General features: G+C 37.1%; 24 protein-coding genes. 6 read left to right on the forward strand and 18 right to left on the reverse strand.

Features of this window, described 5'->3' with window-relative positions; all coding sequences use genetic code 11:
* The first annotated feature begins 286 nt into the window (after positions 1 to 286).
* On the forward strand, positions 287 to 907 hold the full coding sequence (locus NY607_RS08595) for a class I SAM-dependent methyltransferase (RefSeq protein WP_048392989.1): 621 nt from the start codon (positions 287 to 289) through the stop codon (positions 905 to 907).
* A gap of 188 nt (positions 908 to 1,095) precedes the next feature.
* On the opposite strand, the gene NY607_RS08600 is transcribed toward NY607_RS08595, so the two are convergent.
* Positions 1,096 to 1,989 (reverse strand): DMT family transporter, encoded by an 894-nt coding sequence (locus NY607_RS08600; protein WP_054550207.1) that lies wholly within the window; start codon positions 1,987 to 1,989, stop codon positions 1,096 to 1,098.
* 182 nt (positions 1,990 to 2,171) lie between these two features.
* On the opposite strand from NY607_RS08600, the gene NY607_RS08605 reads away from it, so the two are divergent.
* The gene (locus NY607_RS08605; RefSeq protein ID WP_259419461.1) at positions 2,172 to 3,041 is read left to right on the forward strand and encodes a LysR family transcriptional regulator; all 870 of its coding nucleotides are present in this window, start codon (positions 2,172 to 2,174) and stop codon (positions 3,039 to 3,041) included.
* A gap of 64 nt (positions 3,042 to 3,105) precedes the next feature.
* Here NY607_RS08605 and NY607_RS08610 read toward each other — a convergent pair whose 3' ends face one another.
* From NY607_RS08610 to NY607_RS24370, 3 genes are all read right to left on the reverse strand, one after another.
* Positions 3,106 to 5,262: an ATP-dependent helicase gene (locus NY607_RS08610; protein ID WP_259419462.1), complete on the reverse strand. Its 2,157-nt coding sequence runs from the start codon at positions 5,260 to 5,262 to the stop codon at positions 3,106 to 3,108.
* Between the two features lie 206 nt (positions 5,263 to 5,468).
* Positions 5,469 to 5,918: a GNAT family N-acetyltransferase gene (locus NY607_RS08615; RefSeq protein WP_131520175.1), complete on the reverse strand. Its 450-nt coding sequence runs from the start codon at positions 5,916 to 5,918 to the stop codon at positions 5,469 to 5,471.
* On the reverse strand, positions 5,918 to 6,127 hold the full coding sequence (locus tag NY607_RS24370) for a DUF3885 domain-containing protein (RefSeq protein WP_481817314.1): 210 nt from the start codon (positions 6,125 to 6,127) through the stop codon (positions 5,918 to 5,920). The genes NY607_RS08615 and NY607_RS24370 overlap by 1 nt, the downstream gene beginning before the upstream one ends.
* Positions 6,128 to 6,399: 272 nt before the next feature.
* Between NY607_RS24370 and NY607_RS08620 the strand changes: the two genes are divergently transcribed.
* The gene (locus NY607_RS08620; RefSeq protein WP_016992948.1) at positions 6,400 to 6,549 is read left to right on the forward strand and encodes a hypothetical protein; all 150 of its coding nucleotides are present in this window, start codon (positions 6,400 to 6,402) and stop codon (positions 6,547 to 6,549) included.
* Positions 6,550 to 6,636: 87 nt separating this feature from the next.
* On the opposite strand, the gene NY607_RS08625 is transcribed toward NY607_RS08620, so the two are convergent.
* The 4 genes from NY607_RS08625 to NY607_RS08640 form a co-directional block, all read right to left on the reverse strand.
* Positions 6,637 to 7,455: an SPL family radical SAM protein gene (locus NY607_RS08625; RefSeq protein WP_054550211.1), complete on the reverse strand. Its 819-nt coding sequence runs from the start codon at positions 7,453 to 7,455 to the stop codon at positions 6,637 to 6,639.
* A gap of 30 nt (positions 7,456 to 7,485) precedes the next feature.
* Positions 7,486 to 8,019: a methylated-DNA--[protein]-cysteine S-methyltransferase gene (gene adaB / locus NY607_RS08630; RefSeq protein ID WP_259419687.1), complete on the reverse strand. Its 534-nt coding sequence runs from the start codon at positions 8,017 to 8,019 to the stop codon at positions 7,486 to 7,488.
* On the reverse strand, positions 8,003 to 8,623 hold the full coding sequence (locus tag NY607_RS08635) for a bifunctional transcriptional activator/DNA repair enzyme AdaA (protein ID WP_259419463.1): 621 nt from the start codon (positions 8,621 to 8,623) through the stop codon (positions 8,003 to 8,005). The genes adaB and NY607_RS08635 overlap by 17 nt, the downstream gene beginning before the upstream one ends.
* Before the next feature lie 85 nt (positions 8,624 to 8,708).
* Positions 8,709 to 9,422 (reverse strand): 2OG-Fe(II) oxygenase, encoded by a 714-nt coding sequence (locus NY607_RS08640; RefSeq protein WP_259419464.1) that lies wholly within the window; start codon positions 9,420 to 9,422, stop codon positions 8,709 to 8,711.
* Between the two features lie 162 nt (positions 9,423 to 9,584).
* On the opposite strand from NY607_RS08640, the gene NY607_RS08645 reads away from it, so the two are divergent.
* Entirely contained in the window at positions 9,585 to 10,496 is a 912-nt protein-coding gene (locus NY607_RS08645) for a DNA glycosylase (protein ID WP_259419465.1), read from the forward strand.
* A 123-nt stretch (positions 10,497 to 10,619) separates the two neighbouring features.
* On the opposite strand, the gene NY607_RS08650 is transcribed toward NY607_RS08645, so the two are convergent.
* The gene (locus tag NY607_RS08650) at positions 10,620 to 11,501 is read right to left on the reverse strand and encodes a LysR family transcriptional regulator (protein ID WP_259419466.1); all 882 of its coding nucleotides are present in this window, start codon (positions 11,499 to 11,501) and stop codon (positions 10,620 to 10,622) included.
* A 124-nt stretch (positions 11,502 to 11,625) separates the two neighbouring features.
* Here NY607_RS08650 and NY607_RS08655 point away from each other — a divergent pair, with 124 nt between their 5' ends.
* Complete coding sequence (locus tag NY607_RS08655; protein WP_259419467.1) at positions 11,626 to 12,525, forward strand: PhzF family phenazine biosynthesis protein; 900 nt, start codon at positions 11,626 to 11,628, stop codon at positions 12,523 to 12,525.
* Positions 12,526 to 12,610: 85 nt separating this feature from the next.
* Here the strand turns inward: NY607_RS08655 and NY607_RS08660 are convergent, their stop codons facing one another.
* Positions 12,611 to 13,486: a LysR family transcriptional regulator gene (locus NY607_RS08660; RefSeq protein WP_259419468.1), complete on the reverse strand. Its 876-nt coding sequence runs from the start codon at positions 13,484 to 13,486 to the stop codon at positions 12,611 to 12,613.
* A gap of 104 nt (positions 13,487 to 13,590) precedes the next feature.
* Here NY607_RS08660 and NY607_RS08665 point away from each other — a divergent pair, with 104 nt between their 5' ends.
* On the forward strand, positions 13,591 to 14,358 hold the full coding sequence (locus NY607_RS08665) for a sulfite exporter TauE/SafE family protein (protein WP_259419469.1): 768 nt from the start codon (positions 13,591 to 13,593) through the stop codon (positions 14,356 to 14,358).
* Positions 14,359 to 14,484: 126 nt separating this feature from the next.
* On the opposite strand, the gene NY607_RS08670 is transcribed toward NY607_RS08665, so the two are convergent.
* From NY607_RS08670 to hemL, 8 genes are all read right to left on the reverse strand, one after another.
* Positions 14,485 to 15,237 (reverse strand): SDR family NAD(P)-dependent oxidoreductase, encoded by a 753-nt coding sequence (locus NY607_RS08670; protein WP_259419470.1) that lies wholly within the window; start codon positions 15,235 to 15,237, stop codon positions 14,485 to 14,487.
* A gap of 72 nt (positions 15,238 to 15,309) precedes the next feature.
* A complete protein-coding gene (locus NY607_RS08675; protein ID WP_259419471.1) occupies positions 15,310 to 15,606 on the reverse strand; it encodes a 3-isopropylmalate dehydrogenase in 297 nt (98 codons plus the stop codon).
* Positions 15,607 to 15,664: 58 nt separating this feature from the next.
* Positions 15,665 to 16,180 (reverse strand): hypothetical protein, encoded by a 516-nt coding sequence (locus tag NY607_RS08680; protein WP_259419472.1) that lies wholly within the window; start codon positions 16,178 to 16,180, stop codon positions 15,665 to 15,667.
* Positions 16,181 to 16,447: 267 nt separating this feature from the next.
* Positions 16,448 to 17,704, reverse strand: coding sequence for a DUF4179 domain-containing protein (locus NY607_RS08685; RefSeq protein WP_259419473.1), 1,257 nt, complete (start codon positions 17,702 to 17,704; stop codon positions 16,448 to 16,450).
* The gene (locus tag NY607_RS08690; RefSeq protein ID WP_115673645.1) at positions 17,701 to 18,201 is read right to left on the reverse strand and encodes a sigma-70 family RNA polymerase sigma factor; all 501 of its coding nucleotides are present in this window, start codon (positions 18,199 to 18,201) and stop codon (positions 17,701 to 17,703) included. The genes NY607_RS08685 and NY607_RS08690 overlap by 4 nt, the downstream gene beginning before the upstream one ends.
* Positions 18,202 to 18,370: 169 nt before the next feature.
* Positions 18,371 to 18,733 (reverse strand): hypothetical protein, encoded by a 363-nt coding sequence (locus tag NY607_RS08695; protein WP_259419474.1) that lies wholly within the window; start codon positions 18,731 to 18,733, stop codon positions 18,371 to 18,373.
* Between the two features lie 40 nt (positions 18,734 to 18,773).
* A complete protein-coding gene (gene pdxR, locus NY607_RS08700) occupies positions 18,774 to 20,213 on the reverse strand; it encodes a MocR-like pyridoxine biosynthesis transcription factor PdxR (protein WP_066036688.1) in 1,440 nt (479 codons plus the stop codon).
* A 133-nt stretch (positions 20,214 to 20,346) separates the two neighbouring features.
* Entirely contained in the window at positions 20,347 to 21,648 is a 1,302-nt protein-coding gene (gene hemL / locus NY607_RS08705; RefSeq protein ID WP_376748062.1) for a glutamate-1-semialdehyde 2,1-aminomutase, read from the reverse strand.
* Positions 21,649 to 21,661 lie beyond the last annotated feature (13 nt).

Genomic DNA, 21,661 nt, shown 5'->3' on the forward strand with positions numbered 1-21,661 from the left:
AGGTTTCGCAACTGGCTGGACACTTGTAATAATGGCTTTAGGGCTAACAAACCCTGATAAAGGCTTATTATACATACTTATTAATGTACTGGTTTTTTCAATTTCCTTTCTTAAGCTGTCTCAAATTACGTTTCTTCCAAAAAATCCATTTATGATTATTGATTTTAATGGGATTTTATTATATTTTGACATGATGACAAAGATTATTGCGTGGGTCACTCCTATTTTCGGAGGGGACACAGGATTTTAGAAGTTCATACGCTCTGTAGAAAGGCTGGATGTAGCATTGAATAATACGTGGAACAAAATTATCTATAAAATTGGCTCTTCCTTTTACGATAAATTTTTTAATACAGGTACTTTTTTAAAGACTAGAAAGAGGATTTTTCAAGAAGTGCCTTTTCAGCGTAAACAAAAAATCCTCTATGTAGGAATTGGTACTGGGGCTGATTTAGAATTAATCAACTATGTTGATTATGATATAACTGCCATTGATTATTCTCCTGATATGCTAGCGAAAGCTCAACATAAATTCGAGCACTCTTCTATCAATTTTTTAGAAATGGATGCTCAAAAAATGTCTTTTGCAGATGAATCATTTGACTATATTGTAGCTAGTTTAATACTTTCTGTGGTTCCTAATGAAAATAAATGCTTTGAAGAGATGATAAGAGTTTTAAAGAAGGATGGTAGAATTCTTATCTTTGATAAATTTGCTCCTAAAAATCAAAAACTAACGCTAACAAAAAAATTGGTAAGGCCATTTATAAGTATGTTAGGAACAGATATTGGTAGAAGTTTTGAGGAGTTGTTTAAACAAAATGATCAAAGGCTCAGAATTATAAGAGATGAATCTGTTATGTTAAAGGGTATGTATAGATATATTGAAGTTCTTAAACTCTCTTAGCTAAGGGCATAGCTGAACTAGCAGTTAACGTTTTGGAGAAACTCATCAAGAAGCTCAAGCATCTTATCAAGAGTTTAAAAAACAACAATTAGCCAACTTGAATTGGCTGATTGTTGTCTTAGTAATTGAACAACCCTATAAATGTTAAATACCATGTACTATCGATTTAAGTCTCCCGTGATAAATTGTTACTCTATTTGTTTTTTCATGAGTTGTTTTGAAAAGTTAAAAAATCGAATTTCGCTAACAAATGTAGAACCTAATAAAAATACCCCTCCGATAATTTGCACTAGGGTCATTTGTTCTTGCAATATCATTGCAGAAATCAATATTGCTACAAAAGGATCGACATAACTTAGCATCGCAATACTCTGCCCTTTCAATTTTTCCATTCCCGAGAAAAATAACCAAAATCCAATCCCTGTATTAACGATACCTAAAATTAAAATAAAAGGAATAGATGCGCTTGATAATCCAAAAATCCCAAAGCCTTCTGTCAAAAAAACATACGGCAGCAGTAATAATGCAGTTGTTCCAAGTTGAATAATGGTCATCTCTAGCTTGTCCATCTCTTTAATAAATTTGTTTAAAAGTAACAATGCCGCATAAAACGCAGCTGCCATCAATCCAAAGGTAAGTCCAAGGAAATCATCTGATTCCGTTGCACTCACCCCTTCTCCTACAATCATTATCATACCGATAATTGCTATGACAATGCATATTATTTTCTTTATGGATAATTGTTCCCTAAGTACAACAGGTGAAAGAATCATTACAAATACTGGTGCAAAGTAATATCCTAGTGTGGCATTGGCAAGTGATGTGTGGTCGTAGGATTGATAGAGAAAAATCCAGTTTCCTCCCAATGCAACGCCTGAGAGAAACAAAAATAAAGCATTCGATTTCACTAAATTCCAGGATATTTTTTTCTTCATTATGGAGAAGATGAAGAATAAAAATAAGCACCCTAGTAAACTACTTAGTAAAGCTCTTTCACTCGCCGCTAAATCAATGTAACGTACAACTAAACCGATTGTGCCAAAAATAATCATTGATACGATAAATTGAAATTTAGATTTCATGGTCTACTCCCCTAACCTACCGCATTTTAATAGGAACTATTAGGTGTTTTTTCCGTCCTTTCCTTCCACTCCCTTTCAACTTGCTTTTGTAATGGGAATAGCATAGCATACTTATATGTATTACAAAATTGAATGTTTGTCATGCTACACATAACTAAATAGCATGCAAGGGGGATAGCGCAATGAATATCCAAAAATATATGGCCTTTGTCAAAGCAGTAGAATATGGGAGCTTTACAAGTGCTGCCGATGCATTAAACTATACACAGTCTGGTATCAGCCGTATGATCAACGATTTAGAATCAGAATGGAGAATTTCCCTTTTTGAACGAGGTCGTGCTGGAATCAGTTTAACATCCGATGGCTTAAAGTTACTGCCCCAATTACAACGTATATGTAATGAGCATGAAATGTTAATGATGCAGATCGAAGACTTACATGATATCCAATCAGGAATCATCCGAATTGGTACATTTTCTAGTGTAGCAACACATTGGCTACCTTATATGATCAAATTCTTTAAGCAGGATTATCCAGGGATTGATTTCGAGTTACTCTTAGGAGATTACACCGAAATCGAAAGCTGGATTATCGAAGGTAGGGTCGACTTTGGATTTTTGCGACTACCAACAAAAGCTAAAATGGAAACAATCTTTGTAGAGCAAGACCGATTGTTGGTAGTTATTCATCAGGATCATCCTCTTGCTGATTGCGATAAATTTCCTATAAGTGAATTATTGAGCAGTCCATTCATGCTTTTAGAAAAAGGCGCAAAAGCTGAAATCTCCGAAATTTTTGAGAAGCACAATATCTCGCCGCACATTTCTTTTACAACGTGGGACGACTATGCCATTATGTCAATGGTGGAAAACGGGTTAGGAATCAGTATATTGCCTGAATTGATTTTAGAACGCATCCCTTACCAAATTATCACAAAAGAGCTCGAAGTCCCTGCTTTTCGAACTATTGGGATTGCGATGAGAGAGCAAAAATCGCTGTCACTTGCAGCAAATAGATTTATAGAATATTTATCCTATAGAAAGAGAAAATAAGAAGTTTAGCTATTATTTTGCACACTATAAAAAGCGTATTCGAAAAAATCTCGAATACGCTGCATTAATCTTCCACCGCTTCTAAATAGCCTTGCTGTAAACATGTATCTGTCATAAACTGCTTTATCCCTGCATCAAATGACAATTTGATCGTGCTACTTGTGACCTCCAAAATTTTTCCCTCTCCAAACATCACATGCTTCACCTTTGAGCCAACGATTAACGCTGACTCCGTTGTAATTGTCTGATCATTACGGTATTGCTTCAATGCTTTCCTCGGACTTTTCGACGCTTTCTTTGGTAATTCCTGAGGAGAAACGATTTGCTTTAACGCCTTCATAAATATTGATGGCACCACACTTGCTTTAAAGCGCTTGCTGTACGAAATTAATTCCAAATGGCGAATTGCACGTGTGATACCTACATAAAAGAGCCTTGTTTCTTCCTCTATTGCTTCTTCCGTTTCACTAGGTAAAATCCCATCAATTAAGTCAATCAAATACACACGGTCAAATTCCAAGCCCTTTGAACTGTGTAAGGTTGTTAATGTAATGGCATTCATTTCATTTTTCAGATGAGATGTACGTGCTAAATTTTCAAGGTACTTCAAACGACCCGCAAATTCAGTCATCGTCGACGTATGGCGAGCAATTAGTCCAAGTACATCCACAATATCTAGTAAATTTTCATAATTAAAACCGAGGTCCTCGCTCATTTTCTTTAAGGCACGCTCATAACCAAAGTCATAACGGATATGCTCTAGCATGGCTGTTGGTGTTGTTTGATCAAATTGAATGCTATCATACGTTTGGCGAATTCGCTTAATATATTCAGGCTGATAATCCTTTAATTCCACATGCTCTAGCAATAGTGAGAATACACAGCCATCCTCCGGTACTTTCTGCAGTGCCTTTAATTGCGTTGGTGTAATATAAGCATTCATTTTTCTGTAAACTTTTTCAAATATCGAGATATTTTTTGTATTGTACGCTAGACGCATGAAGTTCATTATATCCTCCACAACCCAATGCGTAAAAAAGCGAATGGTGGAATCTTTCATATAGAAAGGCAAGCCCGCTATGTCTAATGCGTCCATAAGAGGAATGGCAGACGTATTATTTCGATATAAAACAGCCGTTGAGCCACGCTTAGACAAGCTTTTTAACTGATTCACTACATATTTGGCCTGTAAGCTGTAATTCTCTAGGATTTTAAACGAGATTGGCTCTGCTGCAGGATTTTGCGTAAACATTTGTTTGTTATATCGTTTTTTATTTCGCTGAATGAAAAGATTGGCTGGCTCTACAATCGAGGCAGATGAACGATAATTTTGTGTCATTAGTAAAACACGTGCCTCTGGATAAATCTTTTGGAAATTCAACAAATAATCTGGCTCTGCACCGCGCCAGCTATAAATGGCCTGATCCTCATCGGCAACGACGCATAAATTTTGATGGACAGCGACAAGCTTCTCGATGATCGCATGTTGAACAGGCGATGTATCCTGACTTTCATCCGTTAAATAAAAATCGTATCGACGTTGAAATTGCGCCAACACCTCTCGATTTTTCGTAAAAATATCATTCGCCATTAACAGCATATCGTCAAAATCAATGAGCAATCGGTCACTAGCTGTGCGCTTATATTCCTCATAATGCTGTAAAATCTCGACTTTTCTTGGCACCTTTACTTCTGCAATTGCCCATTCCTGTTCTGGCAGCATTTTATTTTTGATGAACGTTATGTACGTCAGTAGCTCGTCTAACTGATCTTCCGTAATTTTGGAGCCATTTAATTGTTCAAAAATCTCACGAAGCACTCGTTTTTTTGACATTACACCAGGCCCGTCCGCTTCTTCGATAATCCCGTACGAAATGCCCTGACGTTCAAGTGTCTGCCGCACAACTTGAAATGCTAAACTATGAATCGTCGAAAAATCAACTGGTGGCAAATGCGGAAAAAACTTTGCAAAACGTGCCTTCATATCATTTGCTGATGCCTTACTAAACGTAACAGCCTTTATGCGAGCAGGCTTGACACCAAGCGCCTCGATCATATAGCCAATACGCATAATAATCGTCGTCGTTTTTCCTGAACCAGGAGATGCCAATAGTAGCAGCGGTCCATTCGTCTGCAATACGGCCTGCTTCTGCACATCATTTAGATAAACGCCAAGTGAACGCTCCTTTTCTTCAAAAAATGCTTTTTGCGCTCCATTCATATCAATTACTCCGTTCTAAAAAAATCTATTTTCTATTATACCAGATGATACTGAGATCATAAAAAGCAACTAAGCTCAGCTCGACTACTACTCATTCGAGTGATCGGAGATTGTTTGCCTCTTCATCATTTTTAGATCTTATCAAAAACAAAAAAGCGTATATACAAAATGTACAACGCTTTTTAGTAGCTCGTTAGTGAAATTTTTTATTTGGCTAGCCATTCATATTGAATATCAGCTAAATTCTCTTCATTTTCATGTCCTCTCCCTATAATTTTAAATCCATGTTTTTCATAAAATCGTTGGGCATTTTCATTAACCTCAAATGTGTATAAAGTTAATCGCCCATTTGATTGTGCTTTTACTTTATCTAGTAATGTATGACCTATGCCCATCCCTTGATAGTCAATATGAATATATAGTTGGCTTATTTCTTCTTCGTTATAGGCAATCATGCCAACTACTTTTTCATCCATTAACGCTAAATCGATGTGAAACTGCTCAGCTAATAGATGATTTAAGAAATATACATGACTTTCAAAGGTATGAATTTCTTTTTGACCAATCGCCTGCTCCTTACTATCTCGCCACATAGCAACTGTTTGTTCAGCGTATTGGGGGGTATATTGCGTAATAATTATTTTGTGTTGGTTCACTACGATGCCTCCTTAAGCATAATGTAAAAAATAGTTTTCCTGTTGATATTTAAAAAATAGATCTTATGAAAAATACTTGGTTGGATTCCTAAATCCTGAATGCATACGACCTTTAACAATGCAATATACTTTAAATCAAATATTTTACATTCAAGACTAAACCTATGTAGTTTGTATTTCCTCACATCTTCTGGAAAAATATAAGACATTCCTGTATGCTTCAATTTTTAATCGACTACAATAATTATTTTCTCGTCTTGTCAATATCGTGATTCAAACAGCGTGATAGCCTTTTATAAACCACCTGCTATCATTATCAATTACTTCCTACCCTAGTTTGAACCGTAGAATTAAATTTGGATAATTTTCATTCATACTATACTCCTTAATAAAGTAAAGCACATTACTTGAAGAATTAAATGTCAGTTCTACGGATAAAAAAACATCTTCCACTCACACTAATGGTGGAGGTGAGATGAAAATGGGCAATAATAAACATAAAAATAATAAAACGCAAGACAACAAAAAACAGCAGAATCAAAATCAAAATGCTAACAATGAGCGTAAAAACAGAGAAGAGTTTGCTGAAGAAGTAGATTTCAGTCAAATTCAAAATGAAAACAAACGTTAATCATACTATCATGTGAAGAAACCCTAATACTCACTTCAGCAAAGATGGGTATTGGGGCTATTTTTATAATCCATCTATTACAGCATTTTACGGCTCAAACCCAGCCTGACTTATATAAACATGATTTTCTGGAAAGATTTCAATAAATCGGTTGTATACTTTTTTTATTACATCTGGTCCATACCATTCTTCTAAACCAAGTTGGTCATATTTTTTCTCAATCTCAAGTTTTCTTGTGCGTTTTCCACCACTGCCATCTCCCATGAAGTAGTCATCTATACATATCCGATCGACGAGTTGCTTCAATTTCAAAGGAAAATATTCTCCACTTGGTAAAATGGGCGCGATAGCAACTTGGGTCGGTATGTCCGCAGCTGCTAATTTTTCCAATGTCTTAAAACGCGCTTGGATTGGAGGTGCCATTGGCGTAAAATGTTTACGTATCGTTTCCGAATCTGTCTCAATTGTCATACTTACCCGCACTTTTTCTTTAAATTGTCGCAGCAAATCAATATCTCGACTGACAAGTGGACTTCTTGTCTGTACAAATAAGAAATCAGGGGGATCCTCTAGCATAACCTCTAGTAAAGATCGCGTCACTTTTTCCTTATGCTCTATTGGCTGATACGGGTCTGTACTTGAGGACATAAAAATGGTTACAGGCCCTTTGGCTTTAGCACGATGAAGCTCCTTTTTTAATACATTCGCCGCACCGTTTTTAACATCGACCCAACTACCCCATTCCCCTTCTCGAAAAAGAGATACAGGCATTTGACGTACATAGCAATAAGAACATCCAAATGAACAGCCTGTGTAAGGATTGAGCGAATGCGTATAGCCAGAAAGAAAGCCAGTTCCCTTATTCAAAATGGTTTTTGGATGCTTATAGAATAATTCGCTTTTCATACGAAACCTCCATTCCATGTAAAGCAAGTATTACGCATTGCTAGATGAACCTCGCTTTTCAAGTTCCAAGAGCAATTTCTTCATTGCTAATCCGCCCCGATAGCCTGTTAAAGAGCCATTCTTTCCTGTTACACGATGGCACGGTACAGTAAGCAACACTGGATTAGCACCAATAGCCGCTCCAACAGCACGAACAGCTGCTGGTTTATTGATAGCATGGGCAATGTCTGAATAGGATTTCGTCTGCCCATAAGGAATTTCACAAAGTGCTTGCCAGACTGCTAGCTGAAATGGCGTACCTACGTACTCAAATGGGATAGTAAAGGTTTTCCTCTTTCCTGCTAGATACTGAATGATTTCATTGACATAGGGTTCAAGCTTTTCCTCATCTTCAACAAAAGGACTTCCTGGAAAGCGTTTCTTCGCCCATTCAAACATTTCCTCGATTGGTTTGTTCTGTGAACCAACAAACACAAGGCCCTTGGAGGTAGCAGCAATATAAAAATGCCAATCCTCAAACTTGAGTAAAGACCAAAAAAGGGTTGGTTTATTTTTTATTTCCATCATTCATTTCCTCCATTTTTCTCATTTGACGAAATTGCGCTGGGGTCTCACCTGTTTTCTTTTTAAATAAAGTAATAAAATAGGGTGCATTCGCCATACCCACACATATGGCAATATCGCCTATTGCTTTATTCGTCTCAATCAAATACTTTTTAGCCGCGTGTACGCGAACTTGTTGTATATACTCAATGGGCGTCAAGCCTTTAATCTTTTTAAATGTTCGATGCATATGATAGGGACTCCCATGACAAATCATTGCTAATGATTCGAGCGTTAATTTTTCAGCGAAATTTTGATCAATGTATGCTGTGATAATATCAACCCACTCGCTATCAGGCAAATTTTCATTAGTAGGCTTGCAACGTTTACAAGGGCGAAAATTTGCTTGGAGTGCTTGTTCTGCGGTTGCAAAAATACATACATTCTCTTTTTTCGGAACGCGAGACTTACAGGATGGTTTACAGAATATCCCTGTTGACTTGACAGCATAAAAAAATTGATTGTTGTACGCTGTATCATTCGTGATAATGGCTTGCCATTTTTCATCTGTCATCATTTCTACATTATTCAAAATATCATTTTCATCATTCATAGGATCCAGCATTTATCTCACCTCTCCTTACAATATACTCCCTAAAAATTCACAATGTACAATTCTAGATATGGAATAGCAAGATATTGAAGTTTTTTTATTTAGAATCGTGAAAAATGATGCCAAGACCGTATCGTTCTCCAGCAGTAATCGTACTTACTCCATGACGAACCGTATGTTTATAATATCCCCTTTTCCCTAGAACAGGTCTATGGTTTGTAGGAAAGATGAGCGCACTGCCTTGATCTAACGTAATGACATGTCCCCTACTCTGAGCACGTGGAATTTGTTCCACTAGGAGGGATTCTCCACCAAAAAAGTCTTGTTCGCGTTGATTTAATACAAATACTACTTGAAACGGGAAGAACACATCGCCATATAAATCTTGATGCAAACAATTAAAGCCACCTGTTTCATACTTTAAGAGTAAAGGTGTCGGTCTAGTTTGTTCAAATTCTTCACAAGTGTTCAAAAAATCTTGAAGCTGAGCTGGAAACTGCGCTGTTTTCTTTAAATAACCTAACCATCGATTAGCTGTTTTGGCCAATTCTTGATAAAAGGACTCTCTTAGACTTTCGATAATTTCAGGCAATGGATAGGAAAAATATTTGTATTCCCCCTCCCCAAAGCGATACCTGGTCATATTAATGGTCGTTCTATATGGCTCTTCCGTACTATACAACCCTATTAAGAATTCACATTCCTCTTTTGTTAAAATTACTGGAAGCTTTGCAAATCCTTGCTTATCTAGTTCATGTTGAATGGAATCCCACTCTAAGCTGCCAACACGTGTTTGAATATCTTGGACCATTTTTATTCCCTCCTTAGCCTTCTTAATAACTAACACTATAACCTCATCAATAGAAAAAAATAAGGCGTTTAGAATGGAATAGCAAGATAACAAAATGAGTAAAGCTACTTTTATGATAAAGTAAACTAACAAACTGTGTATGTTGAAAAGGAGAATGAAAAAGTGATATGGCATGACGTTGACGATGTGATGATCATTAACTTACCAGCAAATTTTGATATGAATGCAAATCTAGGCTATTTAACAAGAGAAAAAAATGAATGCCTGTATGAAATAGAGAACAATATTATCACAAAAGTGATAGCCATTGGAGAAATGCAGTCTTTAGTACAGATAAGCGTAATCGATAATCAACAAATGGTTGTTCAATTCCTAAATGGTTCTAGGCCTATTGAAAAGAGGGAGCGGGAAAAAATTGCAACATATATAATTGAATGGTTTGATCTTGATAACGATTTAACGCCATTTTATGAAATGGCAAATACAGATCCATTACTTAAAATATCTGCCCAAAAATTCTATGGATTACGAGTTATCGGCATTCCCGATTTATTTGAAGCGTTATGCTGGGGCGTTTTAGGGCAACAAATCAACCTTGCCTTTGCCTACTCTTTAAAGAGACAATTTGTAGAAAGCTTTGGCGATTCTATCGAATGGAATGGTAAAAAGTATTGGGTATTCCCTCCATACGAACGAATTGCACAGTTAGAACCTACTGACCTAGCAGCTATTAAAATGACGGTTAAAAAAAGTGAATATATCATTGGCATTGCAAGATTAATGGCATGCGGAGAATTATCGAAGGAACAATTAGTGAAAATGAATTTTAAAGAGGCAGAAAAAAGCTTAATCAAAATACGAGGAATCGGACCTTGGACAGCCAATTACGTGCTAATGCGCTGCCTAAGGTTTCAGACGGCTTTTCCAATCGATGATGTAGGTCTGATTAATTCAATAAAAACATTACGTAATATGAACCAAAAGCCTACGAAAGAGGAAATTTTAGCGCTCTCGATACCATGGAAAAACTGGGAATCCTACGCTACCTTCTATTTATGGCGTGTTCTTTACTAAATATCATCACCTTGATTTGAGCATGTTTTGAAAAAATGAACCAAAACATGCTCTTACGTAGGTATGTTTTATGCTTCTACAAAAGCACAATGATGATGAACAATCGCAATGGACACAGAATTCTTATAGCTCTAATTCTTTAATACAATCCATGGTTGTTTTTATAAACTCTTTGACAGCGGGAAGGGGTTGCTTCTTTGAGCGAGTAATAATGCTTATTTCTCGGAAAGGTTCGGGTAAGAGAGGTTTTACAATGGTACCTGCTAAATTATATGGTAAAGCTAGTTCTGGTATGATTGTAATGCCTAATCCTTCACGTACCATTGCAATGATTGTTTGATTTTCTTCCACATTAAACTCTATGTTTGGGGATACCTCTTGTTCCTGTAAAAACTTCTTAACACTCACTTCACATCCTAGCTGAGGCATAATAAAAGCCTCCCCTTGAAGTTCTTCCGCCTTTACTTGTTCATTTATGGCAAGATGATGATGAATCGGTACGATTGCTACTAATCTATCTCTTACTATGGTGGTAGCCTCCAAATGATCCATAGGGTTACTTAAAGATGTAAAACCTATATCCACTTTCCCCTCTTCTACCCAACGTGTAATTTGGTCATAGCTCCCCTCATAAAAATTTATTTCAATTCCCTTAAACTCTCCTTTAAACCGTGATATGATCGTTGGCAACACTTTTGAAGCGAAACTTGAAAAGCTGCCAATATTTATTTTTCCGTTTTGTATTCCTAAAATAGATGCCGCTTCTTGTTTAATGCTTTCTGCTTCGGATAAGATATTTCTCATATTGTTGATGATACGTTCTCCACTATCTGTTAACGAGATGCCGTTTCTTCCTCTATTCAAAAGTTTAATACCGAGTTCTGACTCTAATGAAGCGATATTATGGCTTATGCCCGATTGTGTCATCGCCAATATTTCTCCTGCTTTTGTGAAATTCCCAATATCGACTACTTTGACGAATATTTCTATTTGCAAAAGGTTCACAAGATAACCTCCGTATAAGATTTAACTTTCCATTCGACTTCCTCATGTTTAAGATTAAAAACATGAATTTTACTTATCAATTCTATCATACTACAATAATCTTAGAATGAAGGAGGAGATAGCAATGAAAAAAGTGGTAGAGTTTTTTTATGTGGATGCATTCACCACAGAAACGTTTGGAGGAAATCCGGCTGGTGTCATACCTCATGCAGAAAATTTAACAGATGAGGAAATGCTAAACATAGCCAATGAATTAAACCTTTCGGAAACGGCCTTTCTTTTACCATCAACAAATGACAATGCAGATTATCAAATAAAATATTTTACTCCTACAAAAGAAGTTGACTTTTGCGGTCACGCTACGTTAGGTACAGCATGGTTAATGGCTAGTAAGTACAATTGGATTGATAAGGACGAGAAAATAATCTTTGAATCAAACATTGGACTAATTCCTGTAAAATGGATTACGGAAAACAATCACTTAAAGAGCGTGTCCATGACTCAAGTACGTCCCCATGTAAAAAGTATAGACATTAGCCCTGAAGTCGTTGCGGACCTTGTCGGTTTAGAGGAAACGGACATTGATGATCGATACCCGATAAAAATAGCGAACACAGGGGTCCCACATCTTATGGTTCCCGTTAAAACACGTCAAGCAATTGATCAAGCAGAACCTAAATTAAATGAGCTTAAAAAGATGAACAATCATTTTAACATATCAACCACTCACCTCTTTACCTTTGACACAAATGGGGAATTTGATATTTATACAAGAGATTTTTGCCCAAATATAGGGATCGATGAAGATCCAGTTACAGGGGCAGCAAACGGTGCATTAGGTGGTTATTTATATCTAGAAAATATACTAGCTCCACAAGAAAAACATCACTTAGTAATTGGGCAAGGACATACGATTAATAGACCTGGGACTCTTTATGTCACGATCACACCTGATGAGGAGAATGCTGTTATTGAAGTAGCAGGAGCAGCAGTTGTTTCAATAGAGGGAAAAATACTTTTATAATACTATTTTTCCGAATTTTCTGTGTTAATTATCATCATAAAATAAACTTCTCTAAATTCTTCACTTAAATTTAGAGAAGTCTTATTTATGCCAAATGCGTTTTTAAGTATTGCAAAAATGGTTGCTCCATGAGATCGGTTTTTCGAGAGCAAATAAATAAACTTTGCTGAATAGCTGCCTGCTCAACATACACTTGAGCAAGTTTCCCGTTTGCTATACTTTCAGCCACACTATAGGACGGAGCTAAAGTCATGCCGTACCCCGCTTCCACTACTTTTATGGATTCGTGTAAGCCCTGCATTTGAAGCCCTAATTTAGGTAATGGCGCATTAAATGTGTAAAAAATGGACTCCAATAAATCGAGTGTCGAGCTACCACCTTCCCGATAAATAAAGTCCTCGTTCGATAATTCATAGATGGAGACAGTTTGATTTGCTAGAGGATGTGAAGGATGGACTATAAACCAAAACGGGATATCCAATACCTTTTCAAATTGTAAATCTTCATGACCAATTTTACTTTGAACGACAAAGCCAAAATCTACTTCATAATTCAGAACTTGCTCCTCCACAGATTGAACATTGCCTAACGATACAAAAAATTCAATTTGAGGATGCGCAAGCTTGTATTTAGCTATGATAGGCGGAAGTATATAATTAATAGGGATGTAAGAGGACGCAATATGTATTTTGTCTTCCTTTGCTAAAAACTTACCAAGCTTCTCATCGATTTGTGCTTCCAAGTAAAATAAACGCATGCCTTGCTCGTATAAAAACTTCCCCTCTGGCGTTAATTGAATTCCACGCCCTTTACCTTCAATCAATTTTGCCCCTATTTCATTCTCTAATTTTCGAATTTGTATGGTAACAGCAGGTTGACTTAGTAGCATACTATTCGCCGCTGCAGTAATTCCCCCAAGCTTGGCTACATTCGTAAAGATCCTCAATGCATGTAAATTCATTCCATTCCAACCTTTCTATCCATAAATAATATTTATGAATAAGAAATAATTATATATTTGTTTTATGTATAGTTTACCAGTAATTTAAGTATTGAGGTGATTGAATGGAAATTTTACTACATGAATGGTTAACAGTAAAAGGAGTTATTTTATTTACAATTGGTTTACTCGCAGCCATAATAGGCGTTCTTTTTGGTGCAGCAGGCTTTATTTTGATGCCTTCATTGTTGCTCGTCGGCATTCCAATTCATACAACCGTTGCTGTTAATAAATTTGCGACAGGCTTATCAGCCCTATCAAATGTTGTTTCATTTGTCATAAAAGGACATTTATCTGTAAAAAAGTATTTTTCTTTCATGTTTGTTGCTAGTATAGGTGGAGTATTTGGGGCATTATTCGCAATCCTCTTATCGGAACAAATCATGAATGTCGTCGCTTGTATAAGCTTAATTTTTGCATTTCTGATTGTCCTTTGCAGTAATAAATGGATTGTCAAAGATGTAAAAGAAACAGAGGAACAACCCTTGAACAAGCTTATTCCATTTGCAATTTCCATATATGACGGTGGTTTTGGACCAGGCTCAGCTCTAATGAATATAACCTATTTCTTGAAAAAACAATACCATTATTTAAAAGCAGTCGAGTTAACGAGAATGCTCTCGTTATCAAGCTGTACAGGTGCTTTTCTCTTTTATTACTTTACTGGCATTGTTAATTGGGGAATTGCTATCCCTGTGTCACTTGGCTCTATTGCTGGCTCTTTCTTAGGTTTAAAGATTGTTCCGTATATCCAAACAAAATGGATTCAAATTATTTTACCAATCATTTTTTTGTTCTTAATTGTTCAAGTAGTGTCGGATTTAATAAAATAAGCGAAACAAGTCCTACCTTTTTTGCCCCCAAATTTAAGGACATCTAAGGTGGAGCTTGTTTAGAATCCGAAATTTACGACTGTTAGTATAATAGACGAAAGCAATAATAATTTGCCTATTTTTTATTTATCTACCGCCACTCACATGTATAATTTCTCCAAGGATGTAATTTGAGGCATCAGAAGAAAGGAAGGCAATTACTTCTGCTATCTCTTTAGGCGCTGCAGCTCGTTTAATTGGTACAGCGGAAGCCATTCGTTCAAGCCGATTGTCGCCAGGAGCAAATTTATCGTGAAAGGGTGTCTCTACCATTCCAGGCGCTACCCCGTTCACGATAATTCCATATTCAATTAATTCTCTGGACATACCAATCGTCATTGTATTGATAGCTCCCTTAGCAGATGCGTAATGAATACTTTCCCCTGCCCCACCAATACGTGCAGCTGCAGAAGAGACATTAATAATTTTTCCGCATTTCTTCGGAATCATATGTCTTAATACAGCTTGAGAGCATAAGAGCACACTATTGACATTTAGCTTTAATGTTTCTTCCCATAGCTCTTCACTCATCTCCATAAAAGTACTTTGACGGATGCCGCCTCCAGCGTTATTCACTAAAACATCAATCGTGCCGAATGTAGAAATAGCCTGCTCAATCATTGCGTTCACTTCTTCTTTATTCACAATATTAGCTTGAATAGCAATGGCGTCTCCACCTTGTTCTTGAATTCGTTGGACAGCTTCGTTGGCACCTTCCACATTTGTATGATAATTGATAATTACTTTAGCCCCGTGTTTTGCCACTAGCTCAGCCGTGGCAAATCCAATACCTGAGCTTGCACCTGTGATAAGAATAACCTTTCCTAACAAGTTATGCACAGCGTCCCACCTAACGTTTTTAATAGTAATTCGTTCATAAACAACTCAATGCTCACGCATCACGATAGTTAATTATATGGTTCTACTACTAGTATATTTTTTAATGATCGTAACTAAAATCGCCAGAATAAATACAATCAAACTATTAATGAGTAAGTAATAGGCAATGTTCAATCCATAGAATAACGCAAAGGGATCACGAATAATAATTAGTGCTAATACACCTCCTAGTCCACCAAACACACCTGCCAGTAGTAAAATGATAAAAGCAGCATTATATAGATTTTTCTTTTTTTTGTAGAATACAAACCCAATCACATTTGCAACAACAATTAAAAAGCCTATCAGTATGAAGAAAAAACCTTCCATTCAACTCCCTCTTTTCAAAACGATTTTGTCATGGGATAACTATTTCTTCCCCCTTGAATTAAAGTGGTCCACCCTCAAAACCAATAGGCCAACCATTTTCTTTAAATTTCACTTTATACTGAAACTCAAAGTGACCCTCATAAATAAAAGCTAAACTAAAGCCTGAAAAGATATAACTATCAAAGTTAGCCATATTTCCAAAGCTTATTGTGGATAAATAATAACTGTTTATTTCTTGATTAGGAAAAAACTTATGTAAATACGCCAATGCGCGGCTTATATGTAAATGGAGTTCATCGAAAATTCTTTCTGCTAGTTCGATTATTCTCACCTCAGGATTTTCATTATTTCCTTGGATAATAATCTCCACATCCTCCCATTCCCCGATATTCATGCTGTATAACCACTGTTCCTGAATAAGATACTTCTCTTTATCGTATACAGGGGGATTGACTAGGTTTAATTCTTTGATGTCATCTTTAGTCAACGGTTTTGCAAGAATAAGCTTATTATGCAAAATGTCTTTGATATTAGAGACCATATATTTTGATTTGTTTAATTCTAAAGAGTCCATTTTCCACCTCCGTTTAAAGTAATTATACCATCATCGCTCTACAACCATTGTAAGTTCAAAAAGAAAAAAGAGCTAGCTATGTAACTAATTCTAGAAAAGATAACCGCTTCGAATCTAAACATATCGTTACCCCTGTTATGACTAAATCAAGTGCCTCTTTAATCTATCATCTATCAAGTTGTTCAAAAAAGAAACCCCCAACCCTTGCAGTCAAAATAGCAAAACAGCTATTCAAAAAGGTTCGTCTTTTTGAACAGCTGCTGCATTTTATTGCAATGGAATGTTTACTTCAATATTCTCCCCAATCGGATTAGGGTAATAGTTTAAATATAGCTTAGCTTTTCCATTATATTCTTCAAATTGTGATGTCTCCACTACATACTGCTCGTCTCGAGATATAGTCAAACTTTTGAATTCTAATGGCGTGCCATCTTCTTTTATGGCGTCAGAGAGCATTAATAATTTGCCTTCATTATTTTTTTTCATCTTAACTGCTACACTTTGCTGCACTATTGAAATGTCCCCCTTAAAATAAGTAGGCTTCGTGAGTATCTCTTTTGTGCCAAAATCAACTTCGATAAAATCCTCACCCTTTGGCACAGCTTGAACGGCGCCAATCATAACCGTCAATGACGCTGGATCATCGAAATAATTACTTTGCAAATAGAGCGTAAATTTGCCATCGCGAATATTCCCGTCTGTTGAAATGTCATTTCTAATACTTTCTCTACGTTCACCGCTTTCTGTCATGATGGCAACATCATCTAGCGCTAATAGTTGCATTGTATTATCTTTGGCTACCTCAATATCGAGTGCCACTTTTAATGGCGAACGACGAATTTGTGTAATCGTAAATTTCTGCCCATTGACATCGATCGTACGATTTGCAGTAAAAATTTTCTCCTTTGCGATCTCGTTTTTCAGTGAAAACGGTAAAGATATTACAATGTTACCTTTCTCTTCATCCTGAAAGTGAAAGACTGCTTTAAAATCCTTGGAAGTATAGGCGATAGGCTTTAAAAAACTATATTTCACAGATGAAGAGATGTATGTTTGATTGCTAGCATTCATGGTAAACGTACAGCCGCATTCAATCTCCTCAGCTCCTTGAAACAATTGAACTTTCTCTAAGTTTAATTTTGAAATATCAAATGAGGCATCAGCGTCATAGAACAGGACAAATCCTAAATTGTCGGCAATCACGCCCTGCAATGTAAGTGCTAGACCTTTTCTAGATTGCGTCACATTGATTTCTTCATAGTATTCATGGTCTACAATATCTTTTATTCCTTTATCTATTGCAATCGCTGTTACAATTGCTTGAAAGCCGGGTATTTTGGCAACTTGACTAGCAATCGTTGGCGAGACGCGAATTGAAAAGAGAAGGCTTAGGCAAAGCATGGAGATGCATGCAACCGAAACAATGCGCTTCTTTCTTCTTTTTTCTTGTTGAACCTTTCGAAACATGTTCATGCGAACTTGTTGCAGTTTCTCCTTTGGAACGTCAATTAATGGTTTACTCATAGCCAGTCCTCCTTTTCTCTAGCAAAGCTTCTAAGCTTCTTTAAAATGTGATGAAGCTTCGATTTCACAGTACCCTCAGGAATTTGATTGAGCTCAGCAATTTCTTTATTTTTCAATTGCTGGAAATACTTCATATAGACGAGTTGCTGCTCTGACAAAGATAAATGTTCCAATAATCTCTCCATATCTGAGTAGATGACCCATTCAGATAAGTGGTGTTCCTCAATTTGAACAGTCGGCGGACGTTTTCGTAAATGGTCTTTACAGCAATTGATTAAGACGCGCACAAGCCATGTTCTGGCATATTCGTGCTGTTGAACGGTATGCATTTTTTTGAGTGCCTTGTAAACAAGCTCCTGCATCACGTCCATAGCATCTTGCTCATTTTTCATATATGTAAAGGCCATGCGATATAAAATATCCTCATCCATTTCAATCAGTGAAAGTATCGCTTCTTGATCTCCACGTATAGCACGCTGCTCTAATTCAAATTTCATCCTTTTTCGCCTCCTTCTCTCATTAGACTCAACATTGTTGCATTTCGTTCAAAATTTTTGAAACTTTTTAGGGAACTGTCATTTCAACACATCTCCCCATTAATAATAAGAAGCGATTGCTCTAATTGAACAATCGCCTCTTCCCTTTTGCTGTATGTATTGGTAAACATTAAACACCATAATGAATCATCCATTTATCTTGTTTTATTGCTTCAGCTATTTTTTTGATTAATTCTTCAAGTTCTGCAGATTGGTATTCGACATTGGCTTCACTCACCATATTTAAAAATTGTATATGAGAGCTTGGTGGTATCAAGGTTATCCCCCAATAGGCGAGACTTTTAAATGACCTATTTGTGTTGTGTGCAAAAGTTTCGAGGCGATGTATTTTTTTGCCAAAATCATTAGAAAGCAGTTCATCAAAGAGGTCACCATCTACACCAATGCAATTGTATTTTTCAGGTTCATAAGCAGCATACTCCTTGTCTTTTTCTATACAAGCAATGATTCCAAACTCATGAATGTATGGCATAGTATCGCAACCCCCAATTCCCTTTATGCCCGGCTAATGATTACGTTTCTTGCAAGAGGATCTTTGCAAGACGAAAAATGCCTTCCTCAATGGCTTGCTCATCAATTTTAGCAAAGCCTAGTACCCATCCTTTTCGATTATTTTCTAAGCAATACTTGCTCAGTGGATAAACACGTATCCCATTTTCGAGTGCGAGGTTCGTCATTGCTTCTTCATCAAACGATTCTTCCGCCTCAAGAAGCATATGCAAACCCGTTTCAATGCCACTTAGCTTGAAACGTTCGGCTAGTCCTGTCGCCATGATTGCCTTTGTCATCGCTTCATGTCTACGTCGATAGACATTTCTGGCTCTCCTCATATGACGCATAAAATGACCGTGCTCAATAAAATGAGCAAGCGTTAATTGCTCCATAATGGGAAGATGCCGATAGGTTAATTGTTGTACTTGCGCAAGCTGGCGAATAGCATCTTTGGGGCCGATAACAGCCGATATTCGTATGCCAGGAGCAACCATTTTAGAAAAACTCATCATATATAATGTGTTGTGAGGTTGTTGGCTAAACAAGGTAGGAAGCGGGCCACCTCGATACCTAAACTCACCATCATAATCATCTTCTACAATCCAGAATTGATTTTTCGCGGATTTCTGCAGCAATTGTTGTTTGCGTGGCTCAGACATTATGACACCAACCGCACATTGGTGAGAAGGTGTAACAAAAATAAGCTTGGTTTGTGGATCAATCTGCTCTACTTGTACGCCATACTCATCCACGGGTACAGCAACAACATTCATACGCCGATATTTCATGGTCATCCAGGCTGCAGGAAAGCCTGGATCTTCCACAGAAACCGTTTCTCCTTCCTTAAGAAGGGCTTGGGCAATCAGATCGATGCTATGCTGGGCGCCAGAGGTTAAGATGATTTGGTCAATCTCTACATGTACACCTCTTTCAAATGTCAGGTAACGTTGAATCTGTTCACGGAGCGGTGTGAAACCGTAGGCATCGCCATAGCCCCAATTGGTCAGATCTGTTTCTGCTGAAGCCTGTAAAAACGATTGTCGCCAAGTTTTTCGGAAATGCTCGTCCAAATACGGCTCATGGGGACAAAAATCGATTGCGACGTTTCCATTTTCTTTGCCTCTAAACCAACTGTTTAATTCATCAACTGCCACGTTTAATAAAGGTAATGTTGGCGTAGATGGTCCTTGAGGAATCACCTCTTCTGCCAAGTTGGTTTTAAATCCCCATTCACTTACTCTTGTTCCTCCACGCCAATTTGTCACAGTATATCCTCGACTAAATAATTCCTCATAAACAATTTGTATGGTTGAGCGTGAAACACCTACTAATAAGGCGAGTTCTCGGGATGGAGGAAGTAACTCCCCTGGTGGCCATTTGCCTGTTGTAATATGATGAATAGCTTGGTCAAGTAACTGTTGCCATATAGGATTTTTATCGTCTCGGTTAACTTGTAACATTCAATTCACTTCCAGTTAGAATAGAGATTGTTAAAATATGCGAAAATTAATCGTTTTGTACCGTCAATAAGTATTATACTATCAAATCGATCATTTTATAGATATAGGATGTTTGTAGTCCACTTTGCATCATCTAATTACACGACATCCTTTTAAAGGCTAGATCCGCAGCATGAATCGTTCTATCAATATCATGTATGGAATGAGCAGTCGAGATAAATATGCTTTCATATTGAGAAGGAGGTAGAAGTATACCCTGTTTAAGCATTTCTTTATAAAAACGGCGAAACATCTCAGCATCTATTTTTTGAGCATCATCAAAATTTTGTAAGGGATGATCGATGAATGCGTAGCCAATCATTGTCCCAGCTTTCGTTGTTTTAAGTGGAATATGATTGTTATGAGCTACTTTTGATAAGCCTTGAATAAGCCGCTCAGCTAACGCTTCGATATACGTATAACTGTTATGATTTAATTTATTGATTGTGGTATACCCTGCTACCATAGCGATTGGATTACCCGATAAGGTTCCAGCCTGATAAATACTACCTTCAGGTGCAATGTGATTCATGATTTCTTTTTTTCCACCATATGCTCCAACAGGCATCCCTCCACCAATGATCTTTCCTAAACATGTTAAGTCTGGTTTTATGTTATAAAGCCCTTGAGCAGAGTGGTAATCTATACGAAAACCAGTCATGACCTCATCGAGTATAAATAGTCCACCATACTTTGTAGTGAAAGAACGTATTGCTTGAAGAAATTCAGGGTTAGCTGGTATTCCCGCCATATTGCCTGCAAACGGTTCTACGATGACTGCTGCTATTTGTGAGCCATATTTATCAAAGATCTTTTTCAGGACTTCGATATTATTATAAGGTATGGAGATTGTATGCTTAGTGATCTCTATAGGTACACCCAGACTATCAGGAAGGCTGAAGGTAGCAATTCCTGAGCCTGCCTTTACTAATAGATGATCACTGTGCCCATGATAGTTTCCATCAAATTTCACAATCATGTCTTTGCCAGTAAAGCCTCTAGCTAGTCTAATGGCGCTCATTGTCGCTTCTGTACCCGAATTAACCATTCGAATCTTCTCTATGGAAGGTATGCGAGTAGCTATTAATGTTGCTAGCTTATTTTCTTGTAAAGTTGGCAATCCAAAACTTGTCCCCCTCTTGATGGCTTCAAGAAGTGCATCTGAAACTTCCTTATCTGCATGTCCATGAATTAATGGCCCCCAAGATAGAACATAATCTATATAGCGATTGCCATCAATATCATATATGTTTGAGCCTTTCCCATGACTCATAAAAATTGGCTCCATCCCAACTGATTGAAATGCTCTCACCGGGCTATTTACCCCACCAGGCATAAGTTTTTTTGCTATTTCGAAGGCTTCTATTGATTTTGTCGTATCGATGTTAAAAACCACCTTTCGTAGTGAT

It is taken from the genome of Lysinibacillus sp. A4, assembly GCF_024919535.1.
Taxonomy (GTDB): Bacteria; Bacillota; Bacilli; order Bacillales_A; family Planococcaceae; genus Lysinibacillus; species Lysinibacillus capsici.